This window comes from Cellulosimicrobium sp. XJ-DQ-B-000, from assembly GCF_031119065.1.
Taxonomy (GTDB): domain Bacteria; phylum Actinomycetota; class Actinomycetes; order Actinomycetales; family Cellulomonadaceae; genus Cellulosimicrobium; species Cellulosimicrobium funkei.
Genome location: NZ_JAVHYN010000003.1, coordinates 166,705 through 193,700 on the forward strand (window position 1 = coordinate 166,705; position 26,996 = coordinate 193,700).

At 74.6% G+C, this 26,996-nt stretch carries 26 protein-coding genes; 11 read left to right on the forward strand and 15 right to left on the reverse strand.

The features are described from left to right. Window positions 1–242 precede the first annotated feature (242 nt). Both RDI86_RS06900 and RDI86_RS06905 read left to right on the forward strand, forming a co-directional pair. Complete coding sequence (locus RDI86_RS06900; protein ID WP_083711899.1) at window positions 243–1,244, forward strand: LysR family transcriptional regulator; 1,002 nt, start codon at window positions 243–245, stop codon at window positions 1,242–1,244. Beyond that, window positions 1,241–2,473, forward strand: a complete 1,233-nt coding sequence (locus RDI86_RS06905) for an MFS transporter (RefSeq protein WP_308821012.1) — start codon at window positions 1,241–1,243, stop codon at window positions 2,471–2,473. The genes RDI86_RS06900 and RDI86_RS06905 overlap by 4 nt, the downstream gene beginning before the upstream one ends. Window positions 2,474–2,530: 57 nt before the next feature. On the opposite strand, the gene RDI86_RS06910 is transcribed toward RDI86_RS06905, so the two are convergent. After that, entirely contained in the window at window positions 2,531–2,749 is a 219-nt protein-coding gene (locus tag RDI86_RS06910; RefSeq protein ID WP_061266776.1) for an SCO4848 family membrane protein, read from the reverse strand. 171 nt (window positions 2,750–2,920) lie between these two features. On the opposite strand from RDI86_RS06910, the gene RDI86_RS06915 reads away from it, so the two are divergent. Further along, window positions 2,921–3,748: a siderophore-interacting protein gene (locus RDI86_RS06915; protein WP_061266775.1), complete on the forward strand. Its 828-nt coding sequence runs from the start codon at window positions 2,921–2,923 to the stop codon at window positions 3,746–3,748. A gap of 70 nt (window positions 3,749–3,818) precedes the next feature. Here RDI86_RS06915 and RDI86_RS06920 read toward each other — a convergent pair whose 3' ends face one another. Both RDI86_RS06920 and RDI86_RS06925 read right to left on the reverse strand, forming a co-directional pair. Next, a complete protein-coding gene (locus RDI86_RS06920) occupies window positions 3,819–4,928 on the reverse strand; it encodes an acyl-CoA desaturase (RefSeq protein WP_034651111.1) in 1,110 nt (369 codons plus the stop codon). A gap of 153 nt (window positions 4,929–5,081) precedes the next feature. Continuing rightward, a complete protein-coding gene (locus RDI86_RS06925; RefSeq protein ID WP_076405607.1) occupies window positions 5,082–6,035 on the reverse strand; it encodes a helix-turn-helix domain-containing protein in 954 nt (317 codons plus the stop codon). A gap of 90 nt (window positions 6,036–6,125) precedes the next feature. Here RDI86_RS06925 and RDI86_RS06930 point away from each other — a divergent pair, with 90 nt between their 5' ends. Beyond that, window positions 6,126–6,548, forward strand: a complete 423-nt coding sequence (locus tag RDI86_RS06930) for a hypothetical protein (RefSeq protein WP_308821013.1) — start codon at window positions 6,126–6,128, stop codon at window positions 6,546–6,548. 122 nt (window positions 6,549–6,670) lie between these two features. Here the strand turns inward: RDI86_RS06930 and mqo are convergent, their stop codons facing one another. The 4 genes from mqo to RDI86_RS06950 form a co-directional block, all read right to left on the reverse strand. Continuing rightward, window positions 6,671–8,191, reverse strand: a complete 1,521-nt coding sequence (mqo, locus tag RDI86_RS06935) for a malate dehydrogenase (quinone) (RefSeq protein ID WP_308821014.1) — start codon at window positions 8,189–8,191, stop codon at window positions 6,671–6,673. A gap of 271 nt (window positions 8,192–8,462) precedes the next feature. Continuing rightward, complete coding sequence (locus RDI86_RS06940) at window positions 8,463–9,395, reverse strand: maleylpyruvate isomerase family mycothiol-dependent enzyme (RefSeq protein ID WP_308821015.1); 933 nt, start codon at window positions 9,393–9,395, stop codon at window positions 8,463–8,465. After that, window positions 9,386–10,060, reverse strand: coding sequence for a pyridoxal 5'-phosphate synthase (locus RDI86_RS06945; RefSeq protein ID WP_251176145.1), 675 nt, complete (start codon window positions 10,058–10,060; stop codon window positions 9,386–9,388). The genes RDI86_RS06940 and RDI86_RS06945 overlap by 10 nt, the downstream gene beginning before the upstream one ends. After that, the gene (locus RDI86_RS06950) at window positions 10,057–10,653 is read right to left on the reverse strand and encodes a TetR/AcrR family transcriptional regulator (protein WP_308821016.1); all 597 of its coding nucleotides are present in this window, start codon (window positions 10,651–10,653) and stop codon (window positions 10,057–10,059) included. The genes RDI86_RS06945 and RDI86_RS06950 overlap by 4 nt, the downstream gene beginning before the upstream one ends. A 216-nt stretch (window positions 10,654–10,869) precedes the next feature. Between RDI86_RS06950 and bioB the strand changes: the two genes are divergently transcribed. Further along, window positions 10,870–11,943, forward strand: coding sequence for a biotin synthase BioB (bioB, locus tag RDI86_RS06955; RefSeq protein WP_308821017.1), 1,074 nt, complete (start codon window positions 10,870–10,872; stop codon window positions 11,941–11,943). A 27-nt stretch (window positions 11,944–11,970) separates the two neighbouring features. Next, on the forward strand, window positions 11,971–13,383 hold the full coding sequence (locus tag RDI86_RS06960; RefSeq protein ID WP_076405597.1) for an MFS transporter: 1,413 nt from the start codon (window positions 11,971–11,973) through the stop codon (window positions 13,381–13,383). Window positions 13,384–13,426: 43 nt separating this feature from the next. On the opposite strand, the gene RDI86_RS06965 is transcribed toward RDI86_RS06960, so the two are convergent. Then, a complete protein-coding gene (locus tag RDI86_RS06965; protein ID WP_308821018.1) occupies window positions 13,427–14,605 on the reverse strand; it encodes an aminopeptidase P family protein in 1,179 nt (392 codons plus the stop codon). Window positions 14,606–14,750: 145 nt separating this feature from the next. Here RDI86_RS06965 and RDI86_RS06970 point away from each other — a divergent pair, with 145 nt between their 5' ends. After that, the gene (locus RDI86_RS06970) at window positions 14,751–15,143 is read left to right on the forward strand and encodes a cupin domain-containing protein (protein WP_034654712.1); all 393 of its coding nucleotides are present in this window, start codon (window positions 14,751–14,753) and stop codon (window positions 15,141–15,143) included. A gap of 80 nt (window positions 15,144–15,223) precedes the next feature. Here RDI86_RS06970 and RDI86_RS06975 read toward each other — a convergent pair whose 3' ends face one another. Together RDI86_RS06975 and RDI86_RS06980 are read right to left on the reverse strand one after the other, a co-directional pair. After that, window positions 15,224–16,159: an NADP-dependent oxidoreductase gene (locus tag RDI86_RS06975; RefSeq protein ID WP_076405593.1), complete on the reverse strand. Its 936-nt coding sequence runs from the start codon at window positions 16,157–16,159 to the stop codon at window positions 15,224–15,226. Window positions 16,160–16,204: 45 nt separating this feature from the next. Next, window positions 16,205–16,612, reverse strand: a complete 408-nt coding sequence (locus RDI86_RS06980; protein ID WP_034654698.1) for a VOC family protein — start codon at window positions 16,610–16,612, stop codon at window positions 16,205–16,207. Between the two features lie 243 nt (window positions 16,613–16,855). On the opposite strand from RDI86_RS06980, the gene RDI86_RS06985 reads away from it, so the two are divergent. After that, entirely contained in the window at window positions 16,856–17,737 is an 882-nt protein-coding gene (locus RDI86_RS06985) for an alpha/beta fold hydrolase (protein ID WP_308821020.1), read from the forward strand. Window positions 17,738–17,756: 19 nt separating this feature from the next. Here the strand turns inward: RDI86_RS06985 and RDI86_RS06990 are convergent, their stop codons facing one another. The 3 genes from RDI86_RS06990 to RDI86_RS07000 form a co-directional block, all read right to left on the reverse strand. After that, the gene (locus tag RDI86_RS06990; RefSeq protein WP_308821021.1) at window positions 17,757–18,974 is read right to left on the reverse strand and encodes an amidohydrolase; all 1,218 of its coding nucleotides are present in this window, start codon (window positions 18,972–18,974) and stop codon (window positions 17,757–17,759) included. Further along, on the reverse strand, window positions 18,971–20,221 hold the full coding sequence (locus tag RDI86_RS06995; RefSeq protein WP_206153650.1) for a YncE family protein: 1,251 nt from the start codon (window positions 20,219–20,221) through the stop codon (window positions 18,971–18,973). The genes RDI86_RS06990 and RDI86_RS06995 overlap by 4 nt, the downstream gene beginning before the upstream one ends. A gap of 74 nt (window positions 20,222–20,295) precedes the next feature. After that, the gene (locus RDI86_RS07000; RefSeq protein WP_308821022.1) at window positions 20,296–22,980 is read right to left on the reverse strand and encodes an ATP-dependent DNA ligase; all 2,685 of its coding nucleotides are present in this window, start codon (window positions 22,978–22,980) and stop codon (window positions 20,296–20,298) included. A 215-nt stretch (window positions 22,981–23,195) separates the two neighbouring features. On the opposite strand from RDI86_RS07000, the gene RDI86_RS07005 reads away from it, so the two are divergent. Next, on the forward strand, window positions 23,196–23,894 hold the full coding sequence (locus tag RDI86_RS07005) for a GTP pyrophosphokinase family protein (protein ID WP_074809919.1): 699 nt from the start codon (window positions 23,196–23,198) through the stop codon (window positions 23,892–23,894). A 41-nt stretch (window positions 23,895–23,935) separates the two neighbouring features. Here the strand turns inward: RDI86_RS07005 and RDI86_RS07010 are convergent, their stop codons facing one another. After that, a complete protein-coding gene (locus RDI86_RS07010) occupies window positions 23,936–24,238 on the reverse strand; it encodes a DUF1905 domain-containing protein (protein ID WP_031315545.1) in 303 nt (100 codons plus the stop codon). Window positions 24,239–24,329: 91 nt separating this feature from the next. On the opposite strand from RDI86_RS07010, the gene RDI86_RS07015 reads away from it, so the two are divergent. Next, a complete protein-coding gene (locus RDI86_RS07015) occupies window positions 24,330–25,388 on the forward strand; it encodes a Ku protein (protein WP_061266761.1) in 1,059 nt (352 codons plus the stop codon). Between the two features lie 126 nt (window positions 25,389–25,514). Further along, window positions 25,515–25,967: a VOC family protein gene (locus RDI86_RS07020; protein WP_308821023.1), complete on the forward strand. Its 453-nt coding sequence runs from the start codon at window positions 25,515–25,517 to the stop codon at window positions 25,965–25,967. Window positions 25,968–26,345: 378 nt separating this feature from the next. Here RDI86_RS07020 and RDI86_RS07025 read toward each other — a convergent pair whose 3' ends face one another. Then, window positions 26,346–26,990: a helix-turn-helix domain-containing protein gene (locus RDI86_RS07025; protein ID WP_308821024.1), complete on the reverse strand. Its 645-nt coding sequence runs from the start codon at window positions 26,988–26,990 to the stop codon at window positions 26,346–26,348. Between the last annotated feature and the right edge of the window lie 6 nt (window positions 26,991–26,996).

Genomic DNA, 26,996 nt, shown 5'->3' on the forward strand with positions numbered 1-26,996 from the left:
GGTGGAGCTCCTTCGTGGGGTGGGCGGGTCGGGTGCACGACCTCGGTGTCCGGGATCCGAGAGTGCGCCGCTGCAGGGGGGTCGTTCCCACGGGTCGGGGGTAGGAAGGGCGTCGTCCGCCCGCGGGCGGGGTGCCGGACGACCCGAGCGAGGCCGGTCGGCCGCGACGGCTCGAGCCTAGGAAGCGATAACCTAGAAGTCCAACAACTAGTGTTTGTCAAATAGAGAACTGTGAGTGGTCAATGGATCTTCGTCAGATGGAGTACCTCGTCGCGCTCGCGGACGAACGCCAGTTCACCCGCGCCGCCCAGCTCGTCGGAGTCTCGCAGTCGGGGCTCTCCGCCGCGGTCCGCAGCCTGGAGGAGGAGCTCGGCGCGAGCCTGTTCACGCGCACGACGCGGCGCGTCGAGCCCACCGAAGCCGGTCTCGCGCTGCTCCCGTACGCACGCTCCATGCTCGCGCAGGCTGCCGCTGCCCGCGACGCGGTCGTCCGGGCCACGCGCGCGCTGTCCGGCTCGCTGCGCGTCGGCTCGGAGCAGTGCCTCGGCGTCCTCGACGTGACCGCCCTGCTCGAGCGGTTCCACCGCCGCTACCCGCAGGTGGAGATCCACTTCGCGCAGGCGGGCTCGCACGACCTCCTCGCGCGCGTCCGCGAGGGCGACCTCGACGTCGCGTTCGTCGCGACCACCGAGCACCTGGGGCCGCTGTCCCAGACGGTCCTGGGCAGCGAGCCGCTCGTGCTCGTGTGCGCGCCCGAGCACCCGCTCGCCGGGAGGGGCCGGGTCGAGTGGTCCGACCTCTCGGGCCAGGAGTTCGTCGACTTCGACCCCTCGTGGGGCGCGCGGCCGGTCAACGACGCGACGTGCGCCGCGCACGGCGTCCACCGGCGCGTGCGGTGCTCGGTCAACGACGTGCACACGCTCCTCGAGCTCGTCGACCGGGGGCTCGGCATCGCGCTCGTGCCGCGCCACGTCGCGGGCAAGCCGGAGGCCGAGCGCCTCGTCACGCTCGCGCTGCCGGAGGGCGGTGCGCCGAGCTGGGTCGTCTCCGTCGTCACGGGGCGCTGGGACCGCGGCGCCTCGGCCGCGCCGCAGCTCCTGGAGCTCCTCGCGGACGCCCCCGCGTGCCGCGGCGTCGACGTCTCCCGGCCCGACGCGGCCGCGCTGCGCGCGGGCGTCGAAGCGCCGAGCCCTGCCGTCGAGGTGCCGAGCCCTGCCGTCGAGGCCGTGGCGGAGGCCCGGTGACCGCCCCCGCGGGCACCGACGCACCGCTCTTCCCGCTGCGCAGCGTCGTCCTCGGCGCGTTCCTCCCCACGCTCGTCCTCGAGATCGGCGTCGGGGCCATGCTGCCGGTCGTCGCCGTCACGGCCACGGGCCGGGGTGCGAGCCTCACGGTCGCCGGGCTCGTGGCCGCGCTCGTGCCGATCGGCAAGATCCTCTTCGACCTTCCCGCCGGGGCGCTCGCCCAGCGCCTCGGCGACCGTGCGGCCATGCGGCTCGCCGGGGGCGTCGCGGCGGTCGCCTTCGCGACGATCGCGCTCACCCCCAGTCTGTGGGGCCTCGCGGCGGGGGTCCTCGCGCTGGGTGCGTCGACCGCCGTCTTCAACCTCGCCCGCCAGGCGTACCTCACCGAGATCACGCCCCCGCTGCGCCGGGCCCGCGTCCTGTCGACGCTCGCGGGCGTGCACCGGATCGGGCTGTTCCTCGGCCCGTTCGCGGGCGCGGCGGTCATCGCCGCGACGGACGTGCGCGGCGCCTACTGGCTCGGGACGGGCGCCGCCCTCACCGCGGTGGTGGTGCTCGCCGTCGTGCGGCCGGACCCCGCGGAGGCCGGGCGTGCTCGACTGCGCGGCGCGCGGGCCGTGCCGCGGGTCGGCATCGCCCGCGTGGCGCGCGACCACCGCCACCTGTTCGCGACGCTCGGCGTGGCGATCCTCCTGGTCAGCGCGGTCCGTGGGGCCCGGCAGACCGTCATCCCCCTGTGGGGCGAGCACCTGGGGCTCGACGCCGAGGTGACGTCGCTGATCTTCGGCGTCTCCGGTGCGCTCGACATGCTGCTCTTCTACCCGGCGGGCAAGGTCATGGACCGGTTCGGGCGCCTGTGGGTCGCCGTGCCGTCCATGCTCACGATGGCCGTCGGTCTCGCGGTGCTGCCGCTCGCGCACACCGCCCCCGCGCTCGCGGTCGTCGCGGCCGTGCTCGGGGTCGGGAACGGCATGGGCTCGGGCATCGTCATGACGCTCGGCGCCGACGTCGCGCCCGCGGACGTGCGCCCGACCTTCCTCAGCGTGTGGCGCCTGTTCCAGGACACCGGTGACGCCCTCGGCCCGCTCGTGCTGTCGGCCGGTGCGGCGCTGGGGTCGCTCGCCGCGGGCGTCTGGGCGACGGCGGCGCTCGGCGCCTGCTCCGCGGCCGCGCTCGCGCGGTGGGTGCCTCGGCACTCGCCGCTCGCGAACCTCGTCCGACGCCGCTAGTCCGCGCCGCGCTCGGGCGCGGGTGGGGCGTCGGGCCGGGCCGCGCGACGGCCCGGCTCAGACGAGCGTGAGGACGCCCAGCACCCCGACGGCGAGGGCGAGCGCGAGCGAGACGGCGATGAGCACGACGTGCACGGTGAGGAAGCGCGTCGCGCGGCCGTCGGCGTCGCGCGAGCGGGGGTCCTTGGCGATGCGCTGGAGGAAGCGCGGCCAGATGAGCAGGTTCCAGGCGGCCGTGACGAGCAGGACCACGGACCAGACGACGGGGATCTCCACGTCCCGAGCATGCCAGGAGGCGTCGGGTGCCTCGGGCGGGGCGGCCGCGGGCAGCGTGTGGGATCCAGCACATCGACGCAGGCGTGAGGTGAGGCTAACCTCTCTCGTGGTCGACGCGCTCGCGGGGCCGCCGTTCCGCCCGGGGAGCCGGGCGTCGCAGAGGAGCCGCCGGTGTCCGTCAAGACCGTCAAGCCCCAGGACGCGCACGTCGTCACGCTGAGCGTCGTCGGGCGCGAGCGGGTCAGTCCGAACGTCGTGCGGGTCACGCTCGGGGGAGACGAGCTGGACCTCTTCACCCCGCTGGGGTTCGACCAGTGGTTCCGGCTCTTCCTCCCGCGCGAGGACCAGGACGCGCTGCGGCTGCCGACCCGCGCGTCGGGCCTCTGGTACGTCCAGTACCTCGCCACGCCGAAGGCGCGCCGCCCGTGGGTGCGGAACTACACCGTGCGCGCCGTGCGCCCGGGCCTGCGCGAGCTGGACGTGGACTTCGTCGTGCACGGCGACGCGGGGCCCGCGTCCTCGTTCGCGCTGTCCGCCGAGCCGGGGGACCGCGTGGGCCTGCTCGACCAGGGGATCGGCTACCACCCGCGCGTCCCGCACGACTGGACGCTCCTCGTCGCCGACGAGACCGGGCTGCCCGCGGTCGCGGGGATCTGCGAGTCCCTGCCCGACGACGCGCGCGGCCTCGCGGTGGTCGAGGTCCCCGAGGCGGCGGACGCCCAGGAGTTCCGTGTGCCCGCGGGCGTCGAGCTGCGCTGGCTGGCGCGCGACGGCGCACGGCCCGCGGGCGGCGGCGACCACGACCTGCTGCCGGGTCGTCTCGCGCTCGACGCCGTACGGTCGGCCGACCTGCCCGCCGGTCCCGGCTACGCGTACGCGGTCGGGGAGTCGGCGCTCGCCACGGGCGTGCGTCGCCACCTGGTCAACGACCGGGGCGTGCCGAAGGCGCACGTCGACTTCGTCGGGTACTGGCGCCACGGGCACGCGGCGTCCGCCTGACGCGCCCCGCGCGCGTCGTCGGGCGCGGGGCGTCGTGCAGCGGGTCGTCGTGCCGCAGGGGGAGGGTCGGTCAGACCCGGCGGAGCTGGCGGAACATCGGGCAGTCGAACGGGTCGCGCGCCGAGAGCCCCACGCGGTTGAGGTACCGGACGACGATCGCGTAGGACTGCACGAGGCTCGTCTCCGTGTACGGCAGGCCGAGGTGCGCGCAGTGCTCGCGCACGATCTCGCGGGCCCGCGCGAGGTGCGGGCGCGGCATGCTCGGGAACAGGTGGTGCTCGATCTGGAAGTTGAGCCCGCCCATGAGGATGTTCATCCACCACCCGCCGCGGATGTTCCGCGAGGTGAGGACCTGCTTGGACAGGAAGTCGATCTTGCTGTCGGCGGGGATGATCGCCATGCCCTTGTGGTTGGGGGCGAACGACGCCCCCATGTAGACGCCGAAGACGGCGAGCTGGACGCCCAGGAAGGCGGCTGCGAGGCCGAGCGGCAGGAACCAGACGACCGCCCCGACGTAGAGCGACAGGCGCAGCGTGATGGTGACGATCTCGATGACGCGCGTGCGGACGTCGCCGCGCGCGCGGCCGCCGGCGAGGAGCGAGCGGAACGCCTGCACGTGCAGGTTCACGCCCTCGAGCGTGAGGAGCGGGAAGAACAGCCAGCCCTGGTAGCGGTTGATGACCGCCCGGAAGCCCTTCGCGACCTCCGCGTCCTCCTCGAGGAACACGACGACGTCGGGCGCGATGTCCGGGTCCTTGCCGCGGCGGTTCGGGTTCGCGTGGTGGCGCGTGTGCTTGTTCATCCACCACGAGTGGCTGATGCCGACGACGCCGTTGGCCAGCACCTTCCCGAGGCGGTCGTTCGCCGGGCCGGACGCGAAGACCTGGCGGTGCGACGCCTCGTGCGCGACGAACGCGAACTGGGTGAGGATCAGGCCGAGCGCCCCGGCGACGAGGAGCTGGAACCACGAGTCGCCCAGGAGGACGAACCCGGCGACAGCGCCGCCGAGCGCGAGCGTGAGGACCCCGAGGGTCCACAGGTAGTAGGCGTGCGTGCGGTGGAGCAGGCCCGCGTCGCGCACCGTGCGCGACAGTGCGCTGTAGGTGCTGGTGACGGCACCGGGCTCGTCGGTCCGAGGGCGGGTGGCCCGGAAGCCCGGGCGCACTGCGGCAGAGGTCATGTGTCCTCGCAGGGGTGTCGGTGTCGACTTCCCAGCCGCGGAGGTGAGCAGGTGCTCGTCGTGCAGATGACCCCACCCTACGGGACCGTAGGTTGCGCGCGCGAGGGGGCCGGGTGAAGGAGTCGCGAAGGAGCGACACCTCCTCCGGAGGGGTCAGGCGGCGAACCGGAAGGTCTGGCGGTACTCCGTCGGCGTGATCCCGACCGCCCGCCGGAAGTGGTGGCGCAGGAGCGCGGCCGACCCGAAACCGCTGCGGCGCGCGACCTCCTCCAGGTCCAGCGAGGACTCCTCGAGCAGCGACTGCGCGTGCGCGACGCGTTGCGACGTCAGCCACGCGAGCGGGGTCGTGCCGGTCTGCGCGACGAACGCGCGCGCGAAGGTGCGCTCGGAGGTGTGGGCCCGGCGGGCGAGGTCGCGCACGGTGAGCGGCTCGTCGAGGTGGTCGGTCATCCACTCCAGCAGCTCCCCGAACGAGTCCTCCTCGCACTCGGGCACCGGGCGCTCGATGAACTGGCGCTGCCCGCCGTCGCGCTGGGGCGGCACGACCATGCGCCGGGCGATGGTGTTCGCCACCCGGGCCCCGAGCTCGCGGCGCACGAGGTGCAGGCACGCGTCGATGCCCGCCGCCGTTCCGGCGCTCGTGATGAGGTTGCCGTCGTCGACGAAGAGCACGTCGGGGTCGATGTCGAGGCTCGGGTAACGACGGCGCAGCTCGTCGGCGTGCATCCAGTGCGTCGTCACCCGCCGTCCCTCGATGACGCCCGCGGCCGCGAGCACGAACACGCCCGAGCACACGCTGAGCAGCAGGGCGCCGCGGTCGGACGCGCGGCGGACGGCGTCGAGCACCGCGGGCGGGTAGTCGGTCCCGATGCGGATCGCCGGCACGACGACCAGGTCCGCGTCGTCCGTCGCGGAGAGGTCGTGGTCGGGCACGACGTGCGCGCCCACCGACGTGCGGACGGCACGGCCCGCGACCGGGCCGCACACGCGGAAGTCGAACGACGGGACACCGTCGTCGCTGCGGTCGAGGCCGAAGACCTCGCACACGACGCCGAACTCGAACGGGGCCAGGCCGTCGCACACGACGGCCGCGACGGATCGCACCATGCTCGGCACGCTACGCCGCTGGCAGGATCTTGTCGAGAGGTGTCAGTGCTGCCACTCGTGGCGCGGGTCGTGCGCCGCGAGGGTGGAGCCATGGACATCTTCTGGGGTGTGGTGGCTCTTCTCCTCGTCGTCGGCCCGACGGTCGCGGCCCTCGCGGTCCGCCGCGAGGACCCGGCCCGTCCGTGGTTCCCCGCCGGGTCCGACGGCGCGTGGCCCGGCGGCGCCGCGTGGGACGCGCGCGGGGACCGGTCGGTGCACGGCGAGCGCTGGGACCGTGACGCGCAGCGGCTGGACGCCGACCTGCGCGCCGCGGCGTCGCGCCCGGCCGAGCCGGCCGCCGTCGTCGACCCGCACGAGGTCGCGGCCGAGCTCGTGCTGCGGCGCGTCGTGCCGAACCCGGCCGTGCGCGACGGCGTGCGCGCCGCTCCTGCCGTGCCGGGCGGGCGCCCCGGGGCGAACGTGCCCGCCGCGCCGCGGCGGCCGGGGACCCGGGGCACGCCGCTCGCGCGCTGAGCCCTCGCGTGCGGAACTGCCCGGCCACGCGCCGCTCGACCGCGTGCGGCGTCTCCGGACGCACGAACGGCCCGGACCTCGTGGAGGTCCGGGCCGTTCGCGGGGGAGCGGTGTCGCTCGGGTCAGGCGCGCGAGCCGACCGCGTCGACGTCCGCGTCGCCCGTGAGCTGGTCGAGGCCCTCGAGCTCGTGCGCCTCCCACGGGGCGTGGCCGAGGCTCGGGATCATCGTCGCGAGCTCCGGGCGCCACTTGGTGAAGCGGGCGGGGAAGCAGCGCTCGAGCAGGTCGATCATCGCGGGGACGGCCGTCGAGGCACCCGGCGAGGCGCCGAGCAGGCCGGCGATCGAGCCGTCGGACGCCGCGATGACCTCGGTGCCGAACTCGAGGACGCCCTTGCCGTCCTTGTCCTTCTTGATCACCTGGACGCGCTGGCCCGCGGTGATGGTCTCCCAGTGCTTGGGGTGCGCGGTGGGCATGAAGCCCTGGAGCGCGGTGAACTTGGTCTCCGGGCTCGCGAGGAGCTGGCCCACCAGGTACTGGGTGAGGTCGAGGTTCTTCAGGCCCGCGCCGACCATCGAGCCGAGGTTGTGCAGGCGCAGCGACGTGAGGAGCCCGAGGTACTTGCCCTTCTTGAGGTACTTGGGGCTGAACCCGGCGTAGGGGCCGAACATCAGGTACGTCTTGCCGTCGACGACGCGCGTGTCCAGGTGCGGGACCGACATGGGCGGCGAGCCGACGTCGGCCTTGCCGTAGACCTTCGCCTGGTGCTGGGCGACGAGCTCCGGGTCGTCCGTGCGGAGGAACTCACCGCTGATCGGGAAGCCGCCGTAGCCCTTCGCCTCCGGGATGCCGGCCGCCTGGAGCAGCGGCAGCGCGCCGCCGCCGGCGCCCACGAACACGAACCGGGCCTCGACGGTCGAGCGGCGCTTCGGGGCGTTCCACGAGCGGTCCTTGACCGTCAGGCGCCAGCGGCCGTCCTTCGTCTTCCTGAGGTTCTTCACCTCGTGCTCGAGGTAGAGCTGCGTGCCCTCCGAGACGAGGTAGTCGACGAGCTGCTCGGTGAGGGCGCCGAAGTCGACGTCCGTCCCGCTCGTCGCGCGCGTGGCCGCGACCGGCTCGTCGCCGTCGCGCTCGGCGACCAGGAGCGGGGCCCACTCGGCGATGACCGCCGGGTCGTCCGTGAACTCGAGCTCGCTGAACAGCGGGTGGCGGCGCAGCGTCTCGAAGCGGCGACGCAGGTAGTCGACGTTCTCCGCGCCGCGCACGAAGGTCATGTGGGGGGTGCGGGAGATGAAGCTCGCGGGCTGCGGCAGCGCGCCCGTCGTGAGCAGGTGGTGCCAGAACTCGCGCGACACCTCGAACTGCTCGTTGATCTTCACCGCCTTGGTGATGTCGATCGAGCCGTCCGGCTTCTCCGGCGTGTAGTTCAGCTCGCACAGGGCGGCGTGACCCGTCCCGGCGTTGTTCCACGGGTTCGACGACTCCTGCGCCACGGCGTCCAGGCGCTCGTAGATGCGCACCTTCCAGGTGGGCTCCAAGACCTTCAGGAGTGCCCCGAGCGTGGCGCTCATGATGCCACCGCCGATGAGGGCTACGTCGATCTGGTCTGCGCTGCTTGCGGGGTTGCTCGCTCGACTCGACACATGTCGATCCTACGCTTGTGAAAGAGTGCACTAACTGTGCGGTGCGTCACGGGCGTGCGTCACACTTTCGAGGGACCTCGGTCCCGAGCCGGGCAGGTCGGACGTCGCGTACCGCGCGATCCGGCCGGGTCCGAGCCGTCTTCCCGCGAGGTAGAGCCGTGGTCTCGCGAGGTAGAGCCGTGGTCTCGCGAGGTAGAGCCGTGGTCCGCGTGCGCCAGCCGACCACGCCTCTACCTGGCGGACCAGGGCTCTACCTCGGCCGACCGGGGCTCTACCTCGCGGGGGTGGGGTTCCCCTGCGGCGGGGAGTACGGGGACGGCCAGGGGCCGATCTCGGGGAGGCTCACGGGCTCGCCCGCGAGGCGGGCGGTGGGCTCGGCGCCGGGGGCGCGGCCCGCGAGCCAGGCGGCGACGTCGGTGAGGCGGCCGTGGACGACGACGGCGCCCCGGCCGGGCGCGGACGCGGGCGCAGGCGAGGCCGCGGCCCCGGACGTGGGCTCGGCTTCGGACGCGGGCTCAGGTCCGGCAGCGACGCGGAGCCCGCCCGGTCTGACGCGAAGGGCGCCCGGTCCGACGCGGAGAGCGCCCGGTCCGACGTGGACGCCGGCGGGACCCACGACGAGGTCTCCTGGTTTCCCGTCGAGCTCGACCACGACGTCGTCCGCGAGCCGGACTCCGAGGAAGTCGAGGAGGTGCAGCCCGAGCGCGGGAGGCCAGGAGTCGAGGCCGACGCCCGCGTCGAGGTCGACCGCGTGGATCCGCACCTCGCGCCACCAGGCCACGAGCGCGTCCGCGACCGTGCCGTCGCGGTACGTCACCGGCGCGGACCACGCGGGGGACCCGGCGGCGGGCCACGCGGCGTCGAGGCGGTCGGCCAGCGCATCGAGCGCCGCGACGTGCTGCGCGACGGAGCGCAGCGCGCCCGTCCGGATGCCGTCCTCGCGCCCGGCCGCGCCGCCGTCGTACACCTCGACGAGCTCGCCGCGCGCGGCGCGCTCGGCCTGCCGCGCCATGGCCTCGCCGATGGCGGTGACGTGCGCGAGCACGTGGCTGCGCGACCACCCGGGCAGGGCCGACGGCGCGTCGAGCCCGGCGGCGTCGAGCCCGCGCGCCGCGTCGGTCACCGCGTCGAGGGCGGCGCGCGCGTCGCGCCGGACCTCCTCGACGTCGGGCGGGGTGAGGGCGGGGGCGTCGGTCAGGGCCACAGCAGCTCCTTCGTCCAGGTGGTCGGCGCGCCGGACGCCGCGGTGTACCGCAGGCGGGTCTGGCCCGCGCCCGACGACGCCCAGAACTCCACGCTCGTCGGCTCGAGCGCGTACGCGGTCCAGGCGTCGAGGACGAGCCCGGGCTCCGCCCGCACGCGGTCGAGGGCGGCGTCCCATGCCTCGCGGTAGGCGGCGCGGGACGCGAGCGGGGCGCTCTGCGACCCGGCGAGGGCGGTCGCGCGGGAGAAGTCGGACCGGTCCAGGAAGTCGGCGGCGGACGTCTCGGCGTCCAGCGGCACGACGGGTCCTCGCACGCGGACCTGCCGACCGTGCTCGCGCCAGAAGAACGTCAGGGCGGCGTTCGGGTTCTGCGCGAGCGCGACGCCCTTTGGGGAGTCGGCGCGCGTCGCGAAGACCCACCCGTCGCCGTCGACGTCCTTGAGGATGAGGGTCCGGGCGTCCACGCGGCCGCTCGCGTCGGCGGTCGAGAGGGTGGCGGCGTGCGGTGCGGGCAGCCCGGCGTCGATCGCGTCGTCGAGCCAGCGGACGAAGAGCGTGCCCGGGTCGTCGGGTGCGGCGTCGACGTCGAGACCGGGGAGGTCGGGGCCGAGGACGGGCAGGGCGCGCAGGCGCTCGCGCAGGGTCGGGCGGTCGGCGTCGGTCATGCGTCCTCCGAGGTGGTCGGGAGCGGGTCGAGCAGGGCGACGAAGCCCCGCGCGGCGGCGGACATCGCGTCCGGGTCGTCGAGGGCGCGCGCGAGGACGTACCCGCCCTGCACGACGGCGACGGCGGCGTGCGCGCGGTCGCGCGCCGCGTCGTCGGGCAGCCCGCCCTCGACGAGGACGGCGGCGGCCAGGTCGACGAGCCCGCGGAAGTAGGCGCGCACCTCAGCGGCGAGCGCGGCGTCGTCCATGACGGCCTGGTCGCTCACGAGGCGCCCGACCTTGCAGCCGGCGAGCGCGGGCCGCGGGCGTTCGAGATAGCGGACGAGGCGCTCGACGGCGGAGCCCTGCGCGCCCAGGTCGCGGCGCGCGGCGTCGAGGCCCGCGGTCGTCGTGGCGTGCACGGCCGCGGCGGCGAGGTCGTGCTTCGTGGGGAAGTGGTGGTAGAGGCTGCCCTGCCCGACGCCGCTCGCGGCGAGGACCTGGCGCGGGCTCGTCGCGCCGACGCCCTGGGCCCAGAAGAGCTCCTGCGCGGCGGCGACGAGGCGGTCCCGGTTCGAGCCGGGCGCCTCCGCGCGTGGCGTGTCGGACGGCATGGTCCGAGCCTAGCGGGCGACCATACCTACCGCTAGGTATGTCGCGGACGAGTCTCGGGGCCGACGGGGTGCGACCTGCGCCTGGGGGAGAGCGACGGTCTCGCCCCACCGGTCTTGTGGACCGTCACCAACGCGTCGTCGGGCTCCCCGGTCGGCGGAACGCGACGCTGGAGAGACCGTGCACGCGCGCGCGGCGCGCGTCGCCACGATCGACCCATGGACCACGACCTCGCCGCGTTGCTCGACGACCTCGTCTCCGCCACGACGCGCGAGGAGGCGCCCTCCGCGGACAGCCTCCTCGCCGTCCTCGCGACCGACGACGACGACCTCCTGGACGTCGTCGCCGCGGCGGCCCGGGTCCGACGCCGGTGGTTCGGCCGGCGCGTGAAGCTCGCCTACCTCGTCAACCTCAAGTCCGGGCTGTGCCCCGAGGACTGCACCTACTGCTCCCAGCGGCTCGGGTCCGCGGCGGAGATCCTGCGGTACACGTGGCTCCGGGCGCCCGAGGCGCTCGGTGCGGCGCGCGCGGGCATCGACGCCGGGGCGTCGCGCGTGTGCCTCGTGGCGAGCGGGCGCGGCCCCACGGAGCGCGACGTGACCCGCGTCTGCGGGGTCGTCTCCCGGATCGTCGAGGAGCACCCTGGCGTCGAGGTCTGCGCGTGCCTCGGGCTGCTGTCCGACGGCCAGGCCGAGCGCCTGCGCGACGCGGGCGCCCACGCCTACAACCACAACCTCAACGCGTCGCAGGACGCCTACCCCGAGATCTGCACGACCCACGACCACGCGGACCGCGTCGCGACCGTCCGGCGCGTCCAGGGCGCCGGGCTGTCGGCCTGCTCGGGGCTCATCGCGGGGGCGGGGGAGACCCCCGAGCAGCTCGTCGACGTGCTCCTGGAGCTGCGGGCGCTCGACCCGGACTCCGTCCCGGTCAACTTCCTCGTGCCCTTCGAGGGGACCCCGCTCGCGGGCCGGCACGAGCTCACGCCGCAACGGTGCCTGCGGATCCTCGCCGCCGCGCGGTTCGCGCTGCCCCGGGCCGAGCTGCGCCTGGGCGCCGGGCGGGAGCTCCATCTGCGAGCACTTCAGCCGCTCGCCCTGCACGTGGCCAGCTCGCTCTTCCTCGGCGACTACCTCACGGCGGAGGGGCAGGACGCCGCCGCGGACCTCGCGATGATCGCCGATGCCGGCCTCGAGGTCGAGGAGGTGCCCGGACCCGCCGGGCGGACGGCGTCGTCGCGCGTCGTTCCGCGCCGCCGCGGGGCGGGGACGGACGTCGCTCCCAACGCCTGATCGCCGCGACCGTCGTAGCGTGAGGGCGTGAGGGTGCAGCAGCGGGTGCTGGTGGTCGCGGTCCTCGCGTCGTTCGTGTCGTTCCTGGACGGCTCGGTGGTCAACGTCGCGCTGCCCGCGATCTCCGCCGAGCTCACCACCGGGCCCGTCACGGGTCTCGCGCTGCAGCAGTGGGTCGTCGACGCCTACATGATCACGCTCGGCGCGCTCATCCTCCTGGCGGGGTCGCTGTCGGACGTCCACGGGCGCCGCCGCATCATGGCGATCGGGCTCGTCGGGTTCGCCGTGACGTCGGTCGCGTGCGCGCTCGCGCCCGACGGCCTCGTCCTCGTCGTCGCGCGCGGCCTCCAGGGCGTCGCGGGCGCCCTGCTCGTGCCCAGCTCGCTCGCCATGATCATCTCCACGTTCGACGGCGAGCGGCAGGCCCGCGCGATCGGCTCCTGGACCGCGTGGACCAGCACCGCGTCGCTCGTCGGGCCGCTGCTCGGCGGCGTCCTCATCGACGCGATCTCGTGGCGCTGGGTCTTCTGGATCAACGTGCTCCCCGTCGCCGTCACGCTGTGGCTGCTGCGCGGCGTCCCCCGGTCCGCGGCGGAGGAGCCGGACGCCGCGGCGGGCCCGGGCGGACGACGGCGCATCGACACGCTCGGGGCGACGCTCGCCGCCGTCGGGCTCGCGGGGACGGTGTTCGCGCTCATCGAGCAGGGCCGCTTCGGGTGGGCGAGCCCCGTGGTGTGGGGACCGTTCGCCGTGGGGGTCGTGTGCCTCGCCGCGTTCGTGGGGTGGGAGCGCCGCGCCCCGGACCCGATGCTGCCGCCGCGCCTGTTCCGGGTGCGCAACTTCGCGTGGGGCAACCTCGCGACCGCGGCGATCTACGGCGCGCTGTACTTCGGCGGGTTCGTCGTCACGCTCTTCCTCCAGCAGGTCGGCGGGTACAGCGCGACCGCCGCCGGGCTCGCCCAGCTCCCCGTCACGCTCGTGCTCCTCGCCCTGTCGACGCGGTTCGGGGCGCTCGCGGGCCGCTACGGCCCGCGCCTGTTCATGACGCTCGGCCCGATCGTCGGCGGGGCCGGCTACCTGCTCCTGCTCACGACGACCGACGACGCCGTGTACGTCACCCAGGTCCTGCCGGGCCTCGTGCTCTTCGGCCTGGGCCTCGCGATGACGGTCGCGCCGCTGACGTCGGCGATCCTCGGCTCGATCCCGGCGGCCGACGCCGGCATCGGCTCCGCGGTGAACAACGCGGTGTCGCGCGTCGCGGGGCTCGTCGTCATCGCGTTCGCGGGGGTGATCGTCGGCGGCGTGCTCGACCTCGACGGCTTCCACCGCTCGCTCCTCGTCACGGCGGGTCTGCTCGTCCTCGGCGGCGTGCTCAGCTGGGTCGGCATCCGCAACGACCGTGTGCGCGCCACCGGCGCCGGAGGGGCCCAGAGCGGCTGAGGCGGAGTGCCGGCTCGAGGTGCCGCGCCCGCCGTGCCGACGGCTAGCGCACCGTCTGCAGGTCGTGGGTCGAGGTGTTGAGGCGGCGTGCGCCGTCGGGCACGTCCGGCGGGAACGCGACGACGATGTCCTCGATCCGGACGCCGAAGCGGCCGGGCAGGTACACGCCCGGCTCGACGGAGAAGCACATGCCGGGCTCGATCGGGCGGTCCTCGCCCTCCACCATGTACGGCGGCTCGTGCGTCGTCGTGCCGATGCCGTGGCCGGTGCGGTGCACGAACCGCTCGCCGTAGCCCGCGTCGACGATGACGGCGCGCGCGGCGCGGTCGACGTCCTGGCACGTCGCGCCCGGGCGCACCGCGTCGACCCCGGCCTGCTGCGCGCGCCGGACGACGTCGTAGACCTCGCGCTGCTGGCCCGCGAGGGCGTCGTCCGTGCCGCCCGCGACCAGCACCGTCCGCGAGGTGTCCGACCCGTACCCGTCGCGCAGCCCGCCGAAGTCGAGCACGACGAGGTCGCCGGGCTCGATGACGCGGTCGCCCGCGTCGTGGTGCGGGTCGGCGCCGTTCGGGCCGGAGCACACGAGCGTGAAGTCGACCTGCTCGTGCCCGTGCTCGCGCAGGAACCGGTCGAGGTCGGCCGCGACGTCCCGCTCGCGCCGGCCCGCGAACGCGACGCCCAGGACGTCCGCGAACGCGGCGTCGGCGGCCGCACCCGCCGCGGCGAGGCGCTCCACCTCCGCGGCGTCCTTGACGGCCCGCAGCGTCGGGACGGCGTCGGAGAACGCGGTGAGGCGGACGCCGGGCAGCGCGCGCTGTAGCCCGAGCACGTGCAGCGCCCACGTGGCGTCCGAGACGGCGTAGGTGCCGTCCGCGGCGAGGAGCCGCGCCGCGGCGTCGTGCTCGTCGTCGCCGTCGCGCCACGTCACGACGTCCAGGCCGTCCGCGCCCGGGGCGGAGGCCAGGTCGCCCCGCTCCAGCAGCGGCACGACGACGGACGCGCCGCCGGTCGTCCCGGTCCCCTCGGCGGGGATCGTGAGCAGCGTCAGCCGCTCCGTCTCCGGCGGCGCGTACCCGGTGAAGTACGCGAGGTCGGGGCCGGGCGAGACGAGCAGCCCCGTGAGACCGGCGTCGCGCGCGTGCGCGGCGGCGCGCTCGCGACGCGCGGCGTAGACCTCGGGACCGAACGCGGCCCCCGGACGTGCGGCATCGGTGCTGGACATGAGCCCAGCGTGGCACCGCTCGACGCCGAGATCGACCCGAGCGGCCCGGCGTCGGTCCTCCGCGGTCCGCTCGGGCTGCCGGGTCCGTCCCGGTCGTCGCGGGTTGGGCGGTCCGGCTCGGGTCCGGGAGTGGCAGGCTGTTCGCATGACCGACGTGCGCAACCTCCTCGCCGCCCTCGACACGTTCGACGGGCACTGGCAGCCGCACCGCGTGGCGAGCCTCAACGACGCCGACGTCAAGGTGGTGAAGGTGCTGGGCGAGTTCGTCTGGCACACCCACCCCGAGACCGACGAGCTGTTCCTCGTGCTCGACGGCGAGCTGACGATCGACCTGCGCGACGGCGGCGTCGAGCGCGCGGTCGTGCTGGGCCCGCACGACCTGTTCGTGGTGCCGCGGGGCGTCGAGCACCGGCCGCGTGCCGCCGTCGAGACCTCCGCGGTGCTCGTCGAGCGGCAGGGGACGGTCAACACGGGCGACGCGGGCGGCGACCTCACGTCGCCGCTGCGGGAGCTGCCGGGCGAACCGCCCACCGCCTGACGGCCCGCCCGACCGGCCCGGACGTGCCGGACCGGCCCGCGGCGGGTCGATCGGGCGCCGCCGGGGCCGGTCTCGGAGGGTCAGACCCGCACGACGACCTTGCCGCGCACGTGCCCGGACTGGCTCGCGCGGTGCGCGTCGGCGGCGTCGGCGAGGTCGAAGACCTCCGCGACCTCCGGGCGCAGCAGGCCCTCGTCGCCGAGCCGAGCGAGCTCGGCGAGGTCGGCCGCGTCGGGGCGCACCCACACGTAGTGCCCGCCCAGCTCGTCGCGTGCTCGCGCGTCCGTGATCGAGGCGACCGTGCCGCCGTCGCGCAGCACCTGCGGGACCGAGTCGAGCGCGTCGCCGCCCACGTAGTCGAGGACGACGTCCACGCCCTCGGGCGCGAGCGCGCGGACCCGCTCCGCGAGCCCGTCGCCGTACGTCACCGGCTCCGCGCCGAGCGAGCGCAGGAAGTCGTGGTTGCGCTCCGACGCCGTCCCGAGGACGCGCGCCCCGAGCGCCTTCGCGATCTGGACGGCGAACGACCCGACGCCGCCGGCGGCGGCGTGCACGAGCACCGTCTGGCCCGCGGCGAGCCCGGTGCGTCGGATGGTCTGGTACGCCGTCAGCCCCGCGAGGGGCACCGCCGCCGCCTCCTCGAACGACCACGCCGCCGGCTTGCGCGCGAGCGTCCGGACGGGCGCCGCGACGAGCTCGGCGAACGTGCCGCCCGAGACCTCGCCGCCCACGACGTCCTTGCGCACGTACCCGTACACCTCGTCGCCGACCTGGAGCTCGGGGGTGTCCAGGCCCACGCGCTCGACCACGCCCGCGACGTCCCAGCCCGGGACGACAGGGAACGCGACATCCATGATCTGGTCGAGGTACCCCTCGCGGACCTTCCAGTCCACCGGGTTCACGCTCGCGGCGCGCACGCGCACGAGGACGGAGTCGGGGCCGACCTTGGGGGTCGGGAGGTCGGTCGTCTCGAGGACGTCGGGGCCGCCGTAGCGGGAGTAGGTGATGGCTCGCATACGGGCGGCAACCCCGCGGGCGCCCGACGGATTCCCGCGGTGCGGTCAGCCCTCGAACGCGGTGGGGTCCATGTGAAGGACCTCCCACTGGTGCCCGTCGAGGTCGGCGAAGCTCCGCGAGTACATGAAGCCGCCCTCCTCCTGGGGGTCCTTGACCGCCGTAGCACCGGCGGCGAACGCGGCGTCGGCGAGCCGGTCGACCTCGGCGCGGGAGCCGACGCTCAGGGCGTTGATGACCTCGGTCGTGGCGGTCGCGTCGGCGATCGCCTTGTTGGTGAACCGCTGCGCGAACTCCGCGGTGAGGAGCATCACGTAGATCGTGTCGCTGAGCACGATCGAGGACGCGTTCTCGTCCGTGAACTGCTCGTTCACCGTGTACCCCAGCGCGGTGTAGAACGCCTTGGCGGCGTCGAGGTCCTGGACGGGCAGGTTGACGAAGATCTGGGTGCTCATGGGGTCCTCCGGTGTCGCGGGCGCCTGGCCCGAGGGGTGTCGCGGGATAGACGCACCCGAGCCCGGAAACTCATCGACGGGGGAGGCCAGAGGGTCTGTCGCCCGGCGCCCGGGAACGGTAGCGTCCGACGGAGGGCTCCGCGCACGGTTCTCGAAGGACAGGTCGGCGGGGTGCCGGCCGGGGGGACGCGACGTGGCGTCCCCGCTCTTCTCCACCGCCACCGAGCCCGAGAGGAACCCGCCATGACCGACACCGACCGCACGGAGCACCCTGCCGAGAACCTCGCCGAGGCGTCTGCCGCCGCGCCTCCTGCCCGGCGCCCCGACACCGTCGTGCTCGTGCACGGCCTCTGGATGACCCCCCGGAGCTGGGAGGGGTGGGTCACGCACTACGAGCAGCAGGGACTCACCGTCCTGGCGCCCGGCTACCCCGGTTTCGAGATCGAGGTCGAGGGGCTCCGGGAGAACCCGCAGCTCATCGCCGACCTCACCGTCCCGGAGACCCTGGACCACCTGGCCTCCGTCGTCGAGGCGCTCGACACGCCGCCGATCATCATGGGCCACTCGTTCGGGGGCACCCTCACCCAGCTCCTGCTCGCGCGGGGTCTCGGCGCCGCGGGCGTCGTGATCGACTCGGCGCCCACCGAGGGCGTGCGCGTCACCCCGGTGTCCCAGGCGCGCTCCCTCTTCCCGGCGCTGCGCAACCCCGCGAACCGGCACCGCGCCGTCGGCTTCACGCCCGAGGAGTTCCACTACGCGTTCACGAACACGCTCAGCGAGGAGGCGTCGCGCGCGGTCTGGGAGCGGTACGCGATCCCCGCCCCCGGCCACTGGGTGTGGGAGTACGGCCTCGTCGCCAACTTCAAGCCCGGGCACCAGGACACGTGGGTCGACTACTCGGCGGACCGGGCGCCCCTGCTCTTCGTCGCGGGGGAGCAGGACCACGTCATGCCGCCGGCCGTGAACCGTTCGAACGCCAAGCACTGGGAGGCCTCGCCCGCGCTCACGGAGTACTACGAGTTCGCGGGTCGCGACCACTGGACGTGCGGGGCACCAGGGTGGGAGGCGGTCGCGGACCACGCGCTCGACTGGGCCCTGGCGCACGCGAGGGCGCCGCGCGCCTGACGGCTCGGGGCCCGCGACGTCAGACGAGCACGTCGCCGTCGCGGGCCACGACCCGGCCGCCCGCGACGACGAGCGCGCGGCGCGGGGCGCGCACGACGGCGTCGGGCACGTTCTCCGCGTCGACGAGCACCACGTCCGCGGGCGCGCCGACGACGAGGTCGTGGACGTCGCGGCCGACGAAGCGCGCGGCGTCGGACGTCGCGACGCGCGCCGCGGTGACGAGCTCCTCGTCGTACCGGAAGCGCGAGAGGCGGGCGAGCTGGGTCGTCAGCGCGAGGAGGTCGCCCGTCCCGTACGGGGACCACAGGTCGCGGATGCCGTCCGTGCCGAGCCCGACGGCGACGCCCGCCGCGCGCAGCGCGTGCACGGGCAGGGGAACGGCGCCGATCGGCGCCACCGTGGTCATGGTGATGCCGGCCTCGCCCATCGCGGCGACGAGGTCCGCCTGGCGCGACGCCGGGACGTCGCCGACCGCGAAGCCGTGCGCCACGTTGACCTTGCCCTGGAGGCCGGCGCGCAGGGTGCGGTCGATCATGAGCTCGACCTGGAACGCGCCGAGGTCGCCGCCGTCGTGGAGGTGCACGTCGATCCCGACGCCGCGGCGCTCGGCGATCGCGAACAGCCCGTCGAGCTGGCCGACGGGGTCGCGGTCGATCGACGCCGGGTCGAGGCCGCCGACGTGCTCGGCGCCCGCGGCGGCGGCCGCGTCGAGCAGGTCGAGCACCCCGGGGCGGCGCAGCACGCCGTCCTGCGGGAACGCGACGATCTCGGCGTGCACGGCGCCGTCCAGCGCGGCGAGCGCCTCGCGCACGACCTCGATGCCGCGCAGCCCCAGGCCGAGGTCGACGTCGACGTGGGTGCGGATCGCCGTCGTGCCGTGCCGCACGAACTCGCGCAGCACCGTGAGCGTCACGTCGACGCCCGGGATGCCGAGCTCGTCGCGGTGCGCGCGCTCGTGCGCGATGCGGCCCTGCGTCGTCGCCTCGCCGCCGTAGCTCACCCAGGGCCGGCCCCACCAGCTCTTGTCGACGTGCGCGTGGGCGTTGACGAGGCCCGGGAGCGCGAGCAGGCCGCGGCCGTCGACCACGCCGGCCTCCGGCGCCGTGCCGGCTGCCGGGTCGTGCGGCGTCACCGCGGCGATGCGGCCGTCCGCGACGTGCAGGTCGACCGGCTCGCCGCCCCAGGGGCGGACGTCGCGCAGGACGGTGACGGTCTCGGGGGTGCGGGCGGTGGTCATGCGGCGGGTCCTTCCGGCAGCGGGACGACCACCTGGGGCCGTCCGGGGATCTGGATCTCGTACGTGTCGAGCGTGCCGAGGTCGACGACGGTCGCGCCGTCCCACGCCTCGGCCTGCGTGTACCCGCCGGCGAGCACGGCGCTCGGGCGCCCCGTCGCGGGGTCGGTCCACGTCGTCACGGTCTCGTGGCGGCGCGTGAGCGAGGTGACCTGCTCCGCGCCGGTCGCCGGGTCGAGCACCGTCACGTTCGGCCCGCCCGTGGCGTTGCCGAACGGGCCGTTGCCCACGACGACGACGCGGCCGTCGGGCGCGCGGGCGACGCCGTGCTGGTGGCTGTCCGCCGCCGAGGCGACGGTCGTCGTCGTGCCGGTGGCCGGGTCGAGGCGGACCAGCACGCGGCCCTGGTAGGGCAGCAGGAGCGAGCCGTCGTCGTCGAGCACCGCGTAGTGCGGCTTCTCGAACGACGCGAGGCCGCCGTCCGTGCCGAACGGCGCGACCTCGATCCGCCGGGCCTCGAACGTCGTGGTGTCGACGACGTGCACGGAGAACGTGTCGTGGTCGACGGTGTAGACCTCGCTGCCGTCGGCGGCGACGAGCACGTCGAACGGTCGCAGCCCCACGGGGGTGCTCGCGACGACCTCGCGCGACGCGACGTCGATCGTCTCGAGCGTCGACGAGTCGCCGCGGTGGACGGCGACGTGGACGCGGGCGCCGTCGGGCGAGACGGCGATGCCCATGCCGCCGCGGCGGTACTCGCCGAACGCGACGCGCGCGGGCGCGTCCCGGTAGGGGAGGAGGTCGACCCGCTCGCGCGTCGCGAGGTTCACGACGGCGACGCCCTGGGCCGTCGAGACGTAGGCGCGCATCGTCGGGGCGTGCACCGCGACGCCCCACGGCGCGGCCCCCACCTCGATGCGGTCGACGACGGCGCTGCCCTCCCGGATCGTCGGGTCGACGACCGCGAGCCCGTCGGACTCCGCCTCGGTCGCGAGCAGGAAGCGCGGGGTCTCGACGGCGGGGACGGCGTCGGGTGCGGGGGTCGTCGGGCCGTCCGCGGGCGTCGTCGCGGGAGTCTGCGGCGAGGCGGCCGGGCTCGGCGGTGCAGCGGGCGCGGCGTCGTCGCCCGCCCCGCCGGGCGTGCACGCGGCGAGGACGGCGACGCCGAGCGCCGCGGCCCACGCCACCACGCGGCGCGGCCGACGGTTCCCGGGCCGGTCGGTGCGACGCGGGACGGGAGGGGCAGCCATGGCCAAATGGTATACCAATCGCGCCGAGCGCTCCGCGAGCGCGATGCGGCGACCGACCGAGGGCCCCGGCCGGGTCAGCCCTCGAACGTCGCGGGCGCCTCCAGCACGACGTCGTCCGGCGACTTGTCCCGGCGCCATCCCTTCCACACGGGGTGGCGCAGCTTGCCGAACGGGACGTCGTCCCCGTCGCCCTCCCCGGCGCCCGTCCACTCGGCGTAGACGACCTCCGCGACCCGCCGCGGGGACACCCAGTGCGCGTCGCGCGCGTCCTCGCGCGGCACGCCCACCGCGGGCGGCGTCGTGCGACCGATCCGGTCGAGCTCGGCGACCAGGTCGCGCCGCTCGGCGTCCGTGAAGCCCGACCCGACCCGGCCCACGTAGACGAGGCGGCCGTCGTTTGGCACGGCGAGCAGCAGGGACCCGACGAGGTGCGTCCGCTCGCCGTGGCCCGGCCGCCACCCGACCACGACGACCTCCTGCGACTGCGCGTGCTTGAGCTTCAGCCACAGCGCCGAGCGGCGGCCCGACGAGTACGTCCCGTCGCGCCGCTTCGCGACCACGCCCTCGAGCCCCAGCCGCCTCGACGTCTCCATCGCGGCCTCCAGGTCCCCGTCGAACACGGGCGGCACGTGCACCGGGGCGACGGCGTCGCGCAGCACGTCCTCCAGCACCTCGCGCCGCTCGTCGTACGGGCGCTTCGCGAGCGACCGCCCGCCGGTCTCCAGGACGTCGAACACCATGAGGTCGACCGTGACCCGCCGTCTCGCCGCGGCGACGTCCCCCGGCTTGGCGATGTTCGCGCGCTGCTGGAGACGCCGGAAGCTCGGCCGCCCCCGCGCGTCGAGCGCGACGATCTCCCCGTCCAGGACCACCGGCAGCGCCTCGGCCGGGACCTGCTCCGCGAGCGCCTGCAGCTCCGGGTACGTCACCGACATGTCCTTGCCCGAGCGGCTCACGAGCCGCACGCGACCCTCGGACACGTGCGCGAGCGTCCGGAACCCGTCCCACTTCATCTCGAACGCCCACGCGTCGCCGTCGTGCAGGTCGCCCGCCGACGCGGGCGACGCGAGCATCGGCCGCCAGTCCGTCCGAGCCGGCCGCGGCTCCGGCGTGTCGTCGTGGTCGGGCGAGGACGCGCCCCGAGCCGACCGCGAAGCCGGGGGTGGGGAGGAGGTGCCGGGTCGTGGCGGGTCTGGCGGGACCGGCGAGGGACGAGCCGCGGATGGTAGACCCGGCGCCTCCTCCCCACCCCCGGCGCCCCGACCCCGCGCGCTCTCGCCCGGACGGCTCGGCCTCGGCGCCATGAGGTGGATCAGCCAGTTGTCCTCGTCGCGGCCGTCGCGGCCGCCCGTGTGGATGAGCGCGAGGCGGCGCGTGCCGTGCTGCTCGCCGTGGAGCGTGACGATGACCTCCTCGCCGTCGCGCCACTTCTCGAGCTCGTACGTGCCGGCGTCCCAGATGGTCACCTCGCCGGCGCCGTACTCGCCCTTCGGGATCGTGCCCTCGAACGAGCCGTAGGCGAGCGGGTGGTCCTCGGTCTGGACGGCGAGGTGGTTCTTCTTCGGGTCGGTCGGCTCGCCGCGCGGGAGCGCCCAGCTCACGAGGACGCCGTCGTGCTCCAGCCGGAAGTCCCAGTGCAGGCGGCGGGCGTGGTGCTCCTGGATGACGAAGCTGTTGCCCGCGCTCGGCGGCGGCGCCTCGTCCGGGACGGGCTCGGGCGTGCGCCCGGCGTCGCGCATGGAGCGGTACCGGTGCAGGCGGTCGGGCCGCTCGTCGTCCGTCCCGCCGTCCGCGGTCCCGCTGCCCGACGCCGCACCCCCCTTGCGCTCGAACGTCGCCATGCGCGCGGGCGTGGGCTCGAGCGCGGAGAGGTGTCCCTGCGTGAGCGCGGCGAGCGGGTCGCCCAGGGTGCGCACGCGCTCGACGACCTCGTCGAGGTCCAGGTGGCGCAGGTCCGGGTCGTCGAGCTCCTCCCAGGTGCGGGGCGCGGCGACGGTGGGGTGCTCCCGCCCGCGCAGCGAGTAGGGCGCGATCGTCGTCTTGTTGCCGTTGTTCTGGCTCCAGTCCACGAGCACCTTGCCGCCGCGCAGCGACTTCTTCATGTCGCTCACGACGAGGTCGGGGTGCTCGGCCTCCAGGTAGCGGGCGAGCTCGTGCGCGACGGCGGAGACGGCCGCCGCGTCCTGCTTGCCGTCGAGCGCGGCGTACAGGTGGATGCCCTTGGACCCGCTCGTCACGGGCAGGGGTTCGAGGCCCATGCCCTGGAGGATCTGCCGCGCCTGGCGTGCGACCTCCGCGCACTCGGCCAGCCCGGCCCCCGGGCCGGGGTCGAGGTCGAGGACGAGGCGGTCGGGGTCGAGGTGCGCCCCGGTGCGGCCGAACTGCCACTGCGGCACGTGGAGCTCGAGCGACGCCGTCTGGCCGAGCCACGTGAGGGTCGCGAGGTCGTTCACCAGCACGTAGTCGTTGGCGCTGCTCTTGTGCTGGATGCGCCGCGTGCGCACCCAGGACGGGACGCCCTGGCCCGCGTTCTTCTGGAAGAACACCTGGCCGTCGACGCCGTCGGGCCACCGCTTGCGCGTCGCGGGCCGGTTGGCGCAGTGGGGGAGCATGACGTCGGCGACGGCCGCGAGGTACGCGAGGACGTCGGCCTTCGTCGTGCCGGTGGCGGGGTAGAGGACCTTGTCCAGGTTGGTGAGCCGCAGGCGGTGACCACCGACGTTCACCGTCTCGCCCGCCCGGCTGGATGTGGTGGCCATGGGCCCATCGTGGCGCGGGCCCGACGGCGTCGCCCGCCGTGGCGGGAACTTCTCGGCGCCCTCGACCGTGGACACTGGGTGGGGCTGTCCGACCGGCCGGGGAGCCCGCCCCGGGTCGATGCCGGACCGAGAGGATCACCGTGACGCACCTGACGACCGACGACGTACCGCTCCCCGCGGAGATCGGTCCCCGCGTCCGCGAGTTCCGTCGCCTGATGATGAACTACAAGTTCGGCATCGACGAGGTGATGACGAAGATCACCGTGCTCCGCGACGAGTTCCGGCACGTGCACGACGACAACCCGATCGAGCACCTGGGCTCGCGCCTGAAGTCGCTCGAGTCGATCGTCGCGAAGGCGCGGCGCAAGGGGATCCCGCTCACCCCGGAGGGCGTGCGGGAGAACATGTTCGACGTCGCGGGCGTCCGGGTCACGTGCGCGTTCGTCTCCGACATCTACCGCGTGCGCGACCTGCTCGTGGGCCAGCGCGACCTCACGGTCCTGGAGGAGCGCGACTACATCGCGCACCCGAAGGGCAACGGCTACAAGAGCCTGCACCTCATCGTCCAGGTGCCGGTGTTCCTCTCCGACCGCGTCGAGGACGTCGTCGTCGAGATCCAGCTCCGCACGATCGCCATGGACTTCTGGGCGAGCCTGGAGCACAAGATCTACTACAAGTACCAGCGGGACGTGCCTCAGCACCTGACGGACGCGCTCAAGCTCGCGGCGGACGTCGCCGCGACCCTCGACACGACGATGGAGCGCATCCACGACGAGGTCCGCAGCCTCGACGGCGTGCCGGAGCCGGTCGAGAACACCGACGAGCTCGCCACGCCGCGCGAGGTGATGGAGAGCTTCATGCGGACGGCGCAGGTCGCCGACGAGGCGTTCCACGAACGCCGCCACGACGGCTGAGGCGACGCTCCCGCGCGGGCCGCGCGACGACGTCGGGCCGCTCAGACCAGCGTCTCGACGCCGATCCGCACCCGGTCGCCGACGTCAACGCCCTCGGCGCGGCGGACCGCGGCCTTGATCGGCACGACGAACGTCTTGCGCTGCGCGTCGGGGAACACCGACGTGGACCAGCGCTGCGCCCCGAGCGTCACCTCGACCTTGACCGAGCCGAACCCCGCGGGCGGCAGCGGCAGCTCCGCGATCTCGTCGCTCACGTCCTCCGGGAGCGCGGCGAACACCCAGCTGTCGGTGCGCGCCTCCCACCGCCACAGCTCGGCCTCGAACTCGAACCTCGTCCCCGCCACCCGTCCATGGTGCCGCGGGCCACCCACACGCGGGTGCCGACGTCGCGCCGTATCCCTCGCGGGCGGGCGCCGGTGACGCCACCATGGACGGATGAGGGCCATCTGGAAGGGCGCCATCACGTTCGGCCTCGTCAACGTGCCGGTCAAGGTGTACTCCGCGACGGAGGACCACGACGTGCCGCTGCACCAGGTCCACGACAAGGACGGCGGCCGCATCCGCTACCGGCGCGTGTGCGAGATCGACGGCGAGGTCGTGCCGTACGAGCACATCGACAAGGCGTACGACGACGGCGAGCGCACCGTCGTGCTGACGAGCGAGGACTTCGCCGCGCTCCCCGCCGAGCGCAGCCGCGAGATCGAGGTCGTGGAGTTCGTGCCGAGCGAGCAGATCGACCCGCTCCTGCTCGACCGCAGCTACTACCTGGAGCCCGACTCGAAGTCCAACAAGGCGTACGTGCTCATGCGGCGCACGCTCGAGGAGACCGACCGGACGGCGATCGTGAAGTTCGCGCTCCGCCAGCGCACGCGGCTCGCGGCGCTGCGCGTGCGGGACGACGTGCTCGTGCTCCAGACGCTGCTGTGGGCCGACGAGGTGCGCGAGGCCGCGTTCCCCTCGCTCGACGACGAGGCGAGGGTGACCGACAAGGAGCTCGCCATGTCGGCGCAGCTCGTCGCGAGCTTCGAGGCGGACTTCACGCCGGAGGAGTACGAGGACGACTACCAGGCGCAGCTCCGCCAGCTCATCGAGGCCAAGCTCGAGCAGGGCGACGCGCTCGACACCGCCGAGACCTTCGGCGAGCAGCCGGAGGAGAGCGAGGGCGCGGAGGTCATCGACCTCATGGAGGCGCTGCGCAAGTCGGTCGCGTCGTCCAAGAGCTCGCGCGCGAGCGGGGGGAAGGCCTCAGGTTCAGGCTCAGGTTCACGGTCCGGGTCGGGCTCCGGGTCGACCGGGAAGTCCGGCTCCGGCCGCGCGAGCTCGTCGTCGGGCAAGGGGTCGAGCGGTTCCCGGTCGACGAGCGCGAGCAAGAGCTCGGGCACGAAGGAGAAGGCGGCGTCGAAGCCGGCCGCGAAGAAGAGCACGAGCCGCGCCGCCTCCACCAAGGAGAAGTCCACCACCTCGAAGACGACCCGGAAGAAGGCGTCCGCCTAGCACCGGGCGGCGGGCGGGCGCGCACCGCGCGATCCCGGGCGGGTGCGATGAGTTCCGCGCTCGGCGCCCGTCGGAACGGGTGGGCGGTCGACCGGCCGCCCGCGAGGCCCTGCGAAGGAGACGACGATGCGTGCGATCGTGCCGAGCCTGTGGTTCGACGGCAACCTCGTGGAGGCCATCACGTTCTACTCGAGCGTCTTCCCCGACGCGAAGGTCGGCGACGTGTTCCGCCAGCCCGACGGCACCGCCGTGTCGGCGGACTTCGAGCTCGCCGGCCAGCGGTTCGACGCCATCAACGGCGGGCCGCAGTTCCCCTTCACCGAGGCGGTGTCGTTCGTCGTCGAGTGCGAGTCCCAGGACGAGGTCGACGAGTACTGGGCGGCGCTCGCCGACGGCGGCCAGGAGTCGCAGTGCGGCTGGCTCAAGGACCGGTTCGGGCTGTCGTGGCAGGTCGTGCCGCTCGAGTTCCTCGCGATGCTGCAGGACCCCGACCCGGCGCGCGTGCAGCGCGTCGTGGACGTGATGATGACGCAGTCCAAGCTCGACCTGGTGCCGTTGCGCGCCGCCTACGAGGGCTGAGCCGGCGCGGAGAGGCCGAACCCGCCAGGTCCAGGCGGTGACGTGCCTGTACCCGAGCGCCTGCTCGCGCGGGACCGACGAGCATCTCGGCGAGGGCGAGGAAGTGACGAACGATCCCGTGCTGTCCGTGCTCGAGGACGAGCGACGTCGCCTCGGTGTGGTGCACGCCGGAAGGGTTGGACACAGCGATCACGACGTTCGCGTCGGCGACGATCGCTCGTCCCAGCCCGCCCGGACGTCGTCGAGGTAGTCGGCCGCCGCGTAGTGCTCCGAGACCGTCGTGAGCGCCGCCACCGCCCGGCGATGCTCGGCCTCGGCGACGTCGTCCTCGTGCTCGAGGGTTTGGGCGTCGGGGCTCCGAGGTGCTCGTCGGCACGGTCAGGATCTCTGGCGTTGCGCCGCTCCGTCCGGGCGTCGCAGCGCGACGAGCTCGCCGATGAGGCCGAGGAGGTCGTCCACGTCGTCGCCGGGGCGGGGGCCGCGGAAGGCGAGGTCCTCGTCCGCCGTGCCGTCGCCGTCGTCCCCCTCGTCGCCGCCCGTGACGCGGCCGAGCACGTCGCTGCTCAGCGCGGCGTGCGCGTAGAGGCCGTCGCTGAGCAGGACGATCGCGTGGGCGACGACGGGGTCGCCGACCTCGTCGAGCACGGCGCGGGTCCACGCGTCGTGCGCGCCGTCGAGCGCAGCACGGGCGCGCGGGTACGACCCCTGCGCGAGCCGGGACACGGCGAGGTAGACGAGCTCGAACTCCGTGTCGACGAGCGTCGAGGTGCGGATGAGGTAGTCGACGGCCCCCGCGGGGGCGGCGCGCATGGCCTCCACGTCGGCGGCGGTGAGCTCCCGGAGGTGCTCGGTGAGGCCATCGGCGAGCGCGTCCTTGGAGCCGAAGTGGTAGAGCAGCCCGCCCTTGGACACCCCGGCGCGCTCGGCGACCGCCTCGAGCGTGGCGGCGCGCTCGCCCTGCTCGACGAGCAGGGACGCGAACGCCCGCAGGACCTTGGCGCGAGCAGCGGGGGGCGGCGGCATGGCACC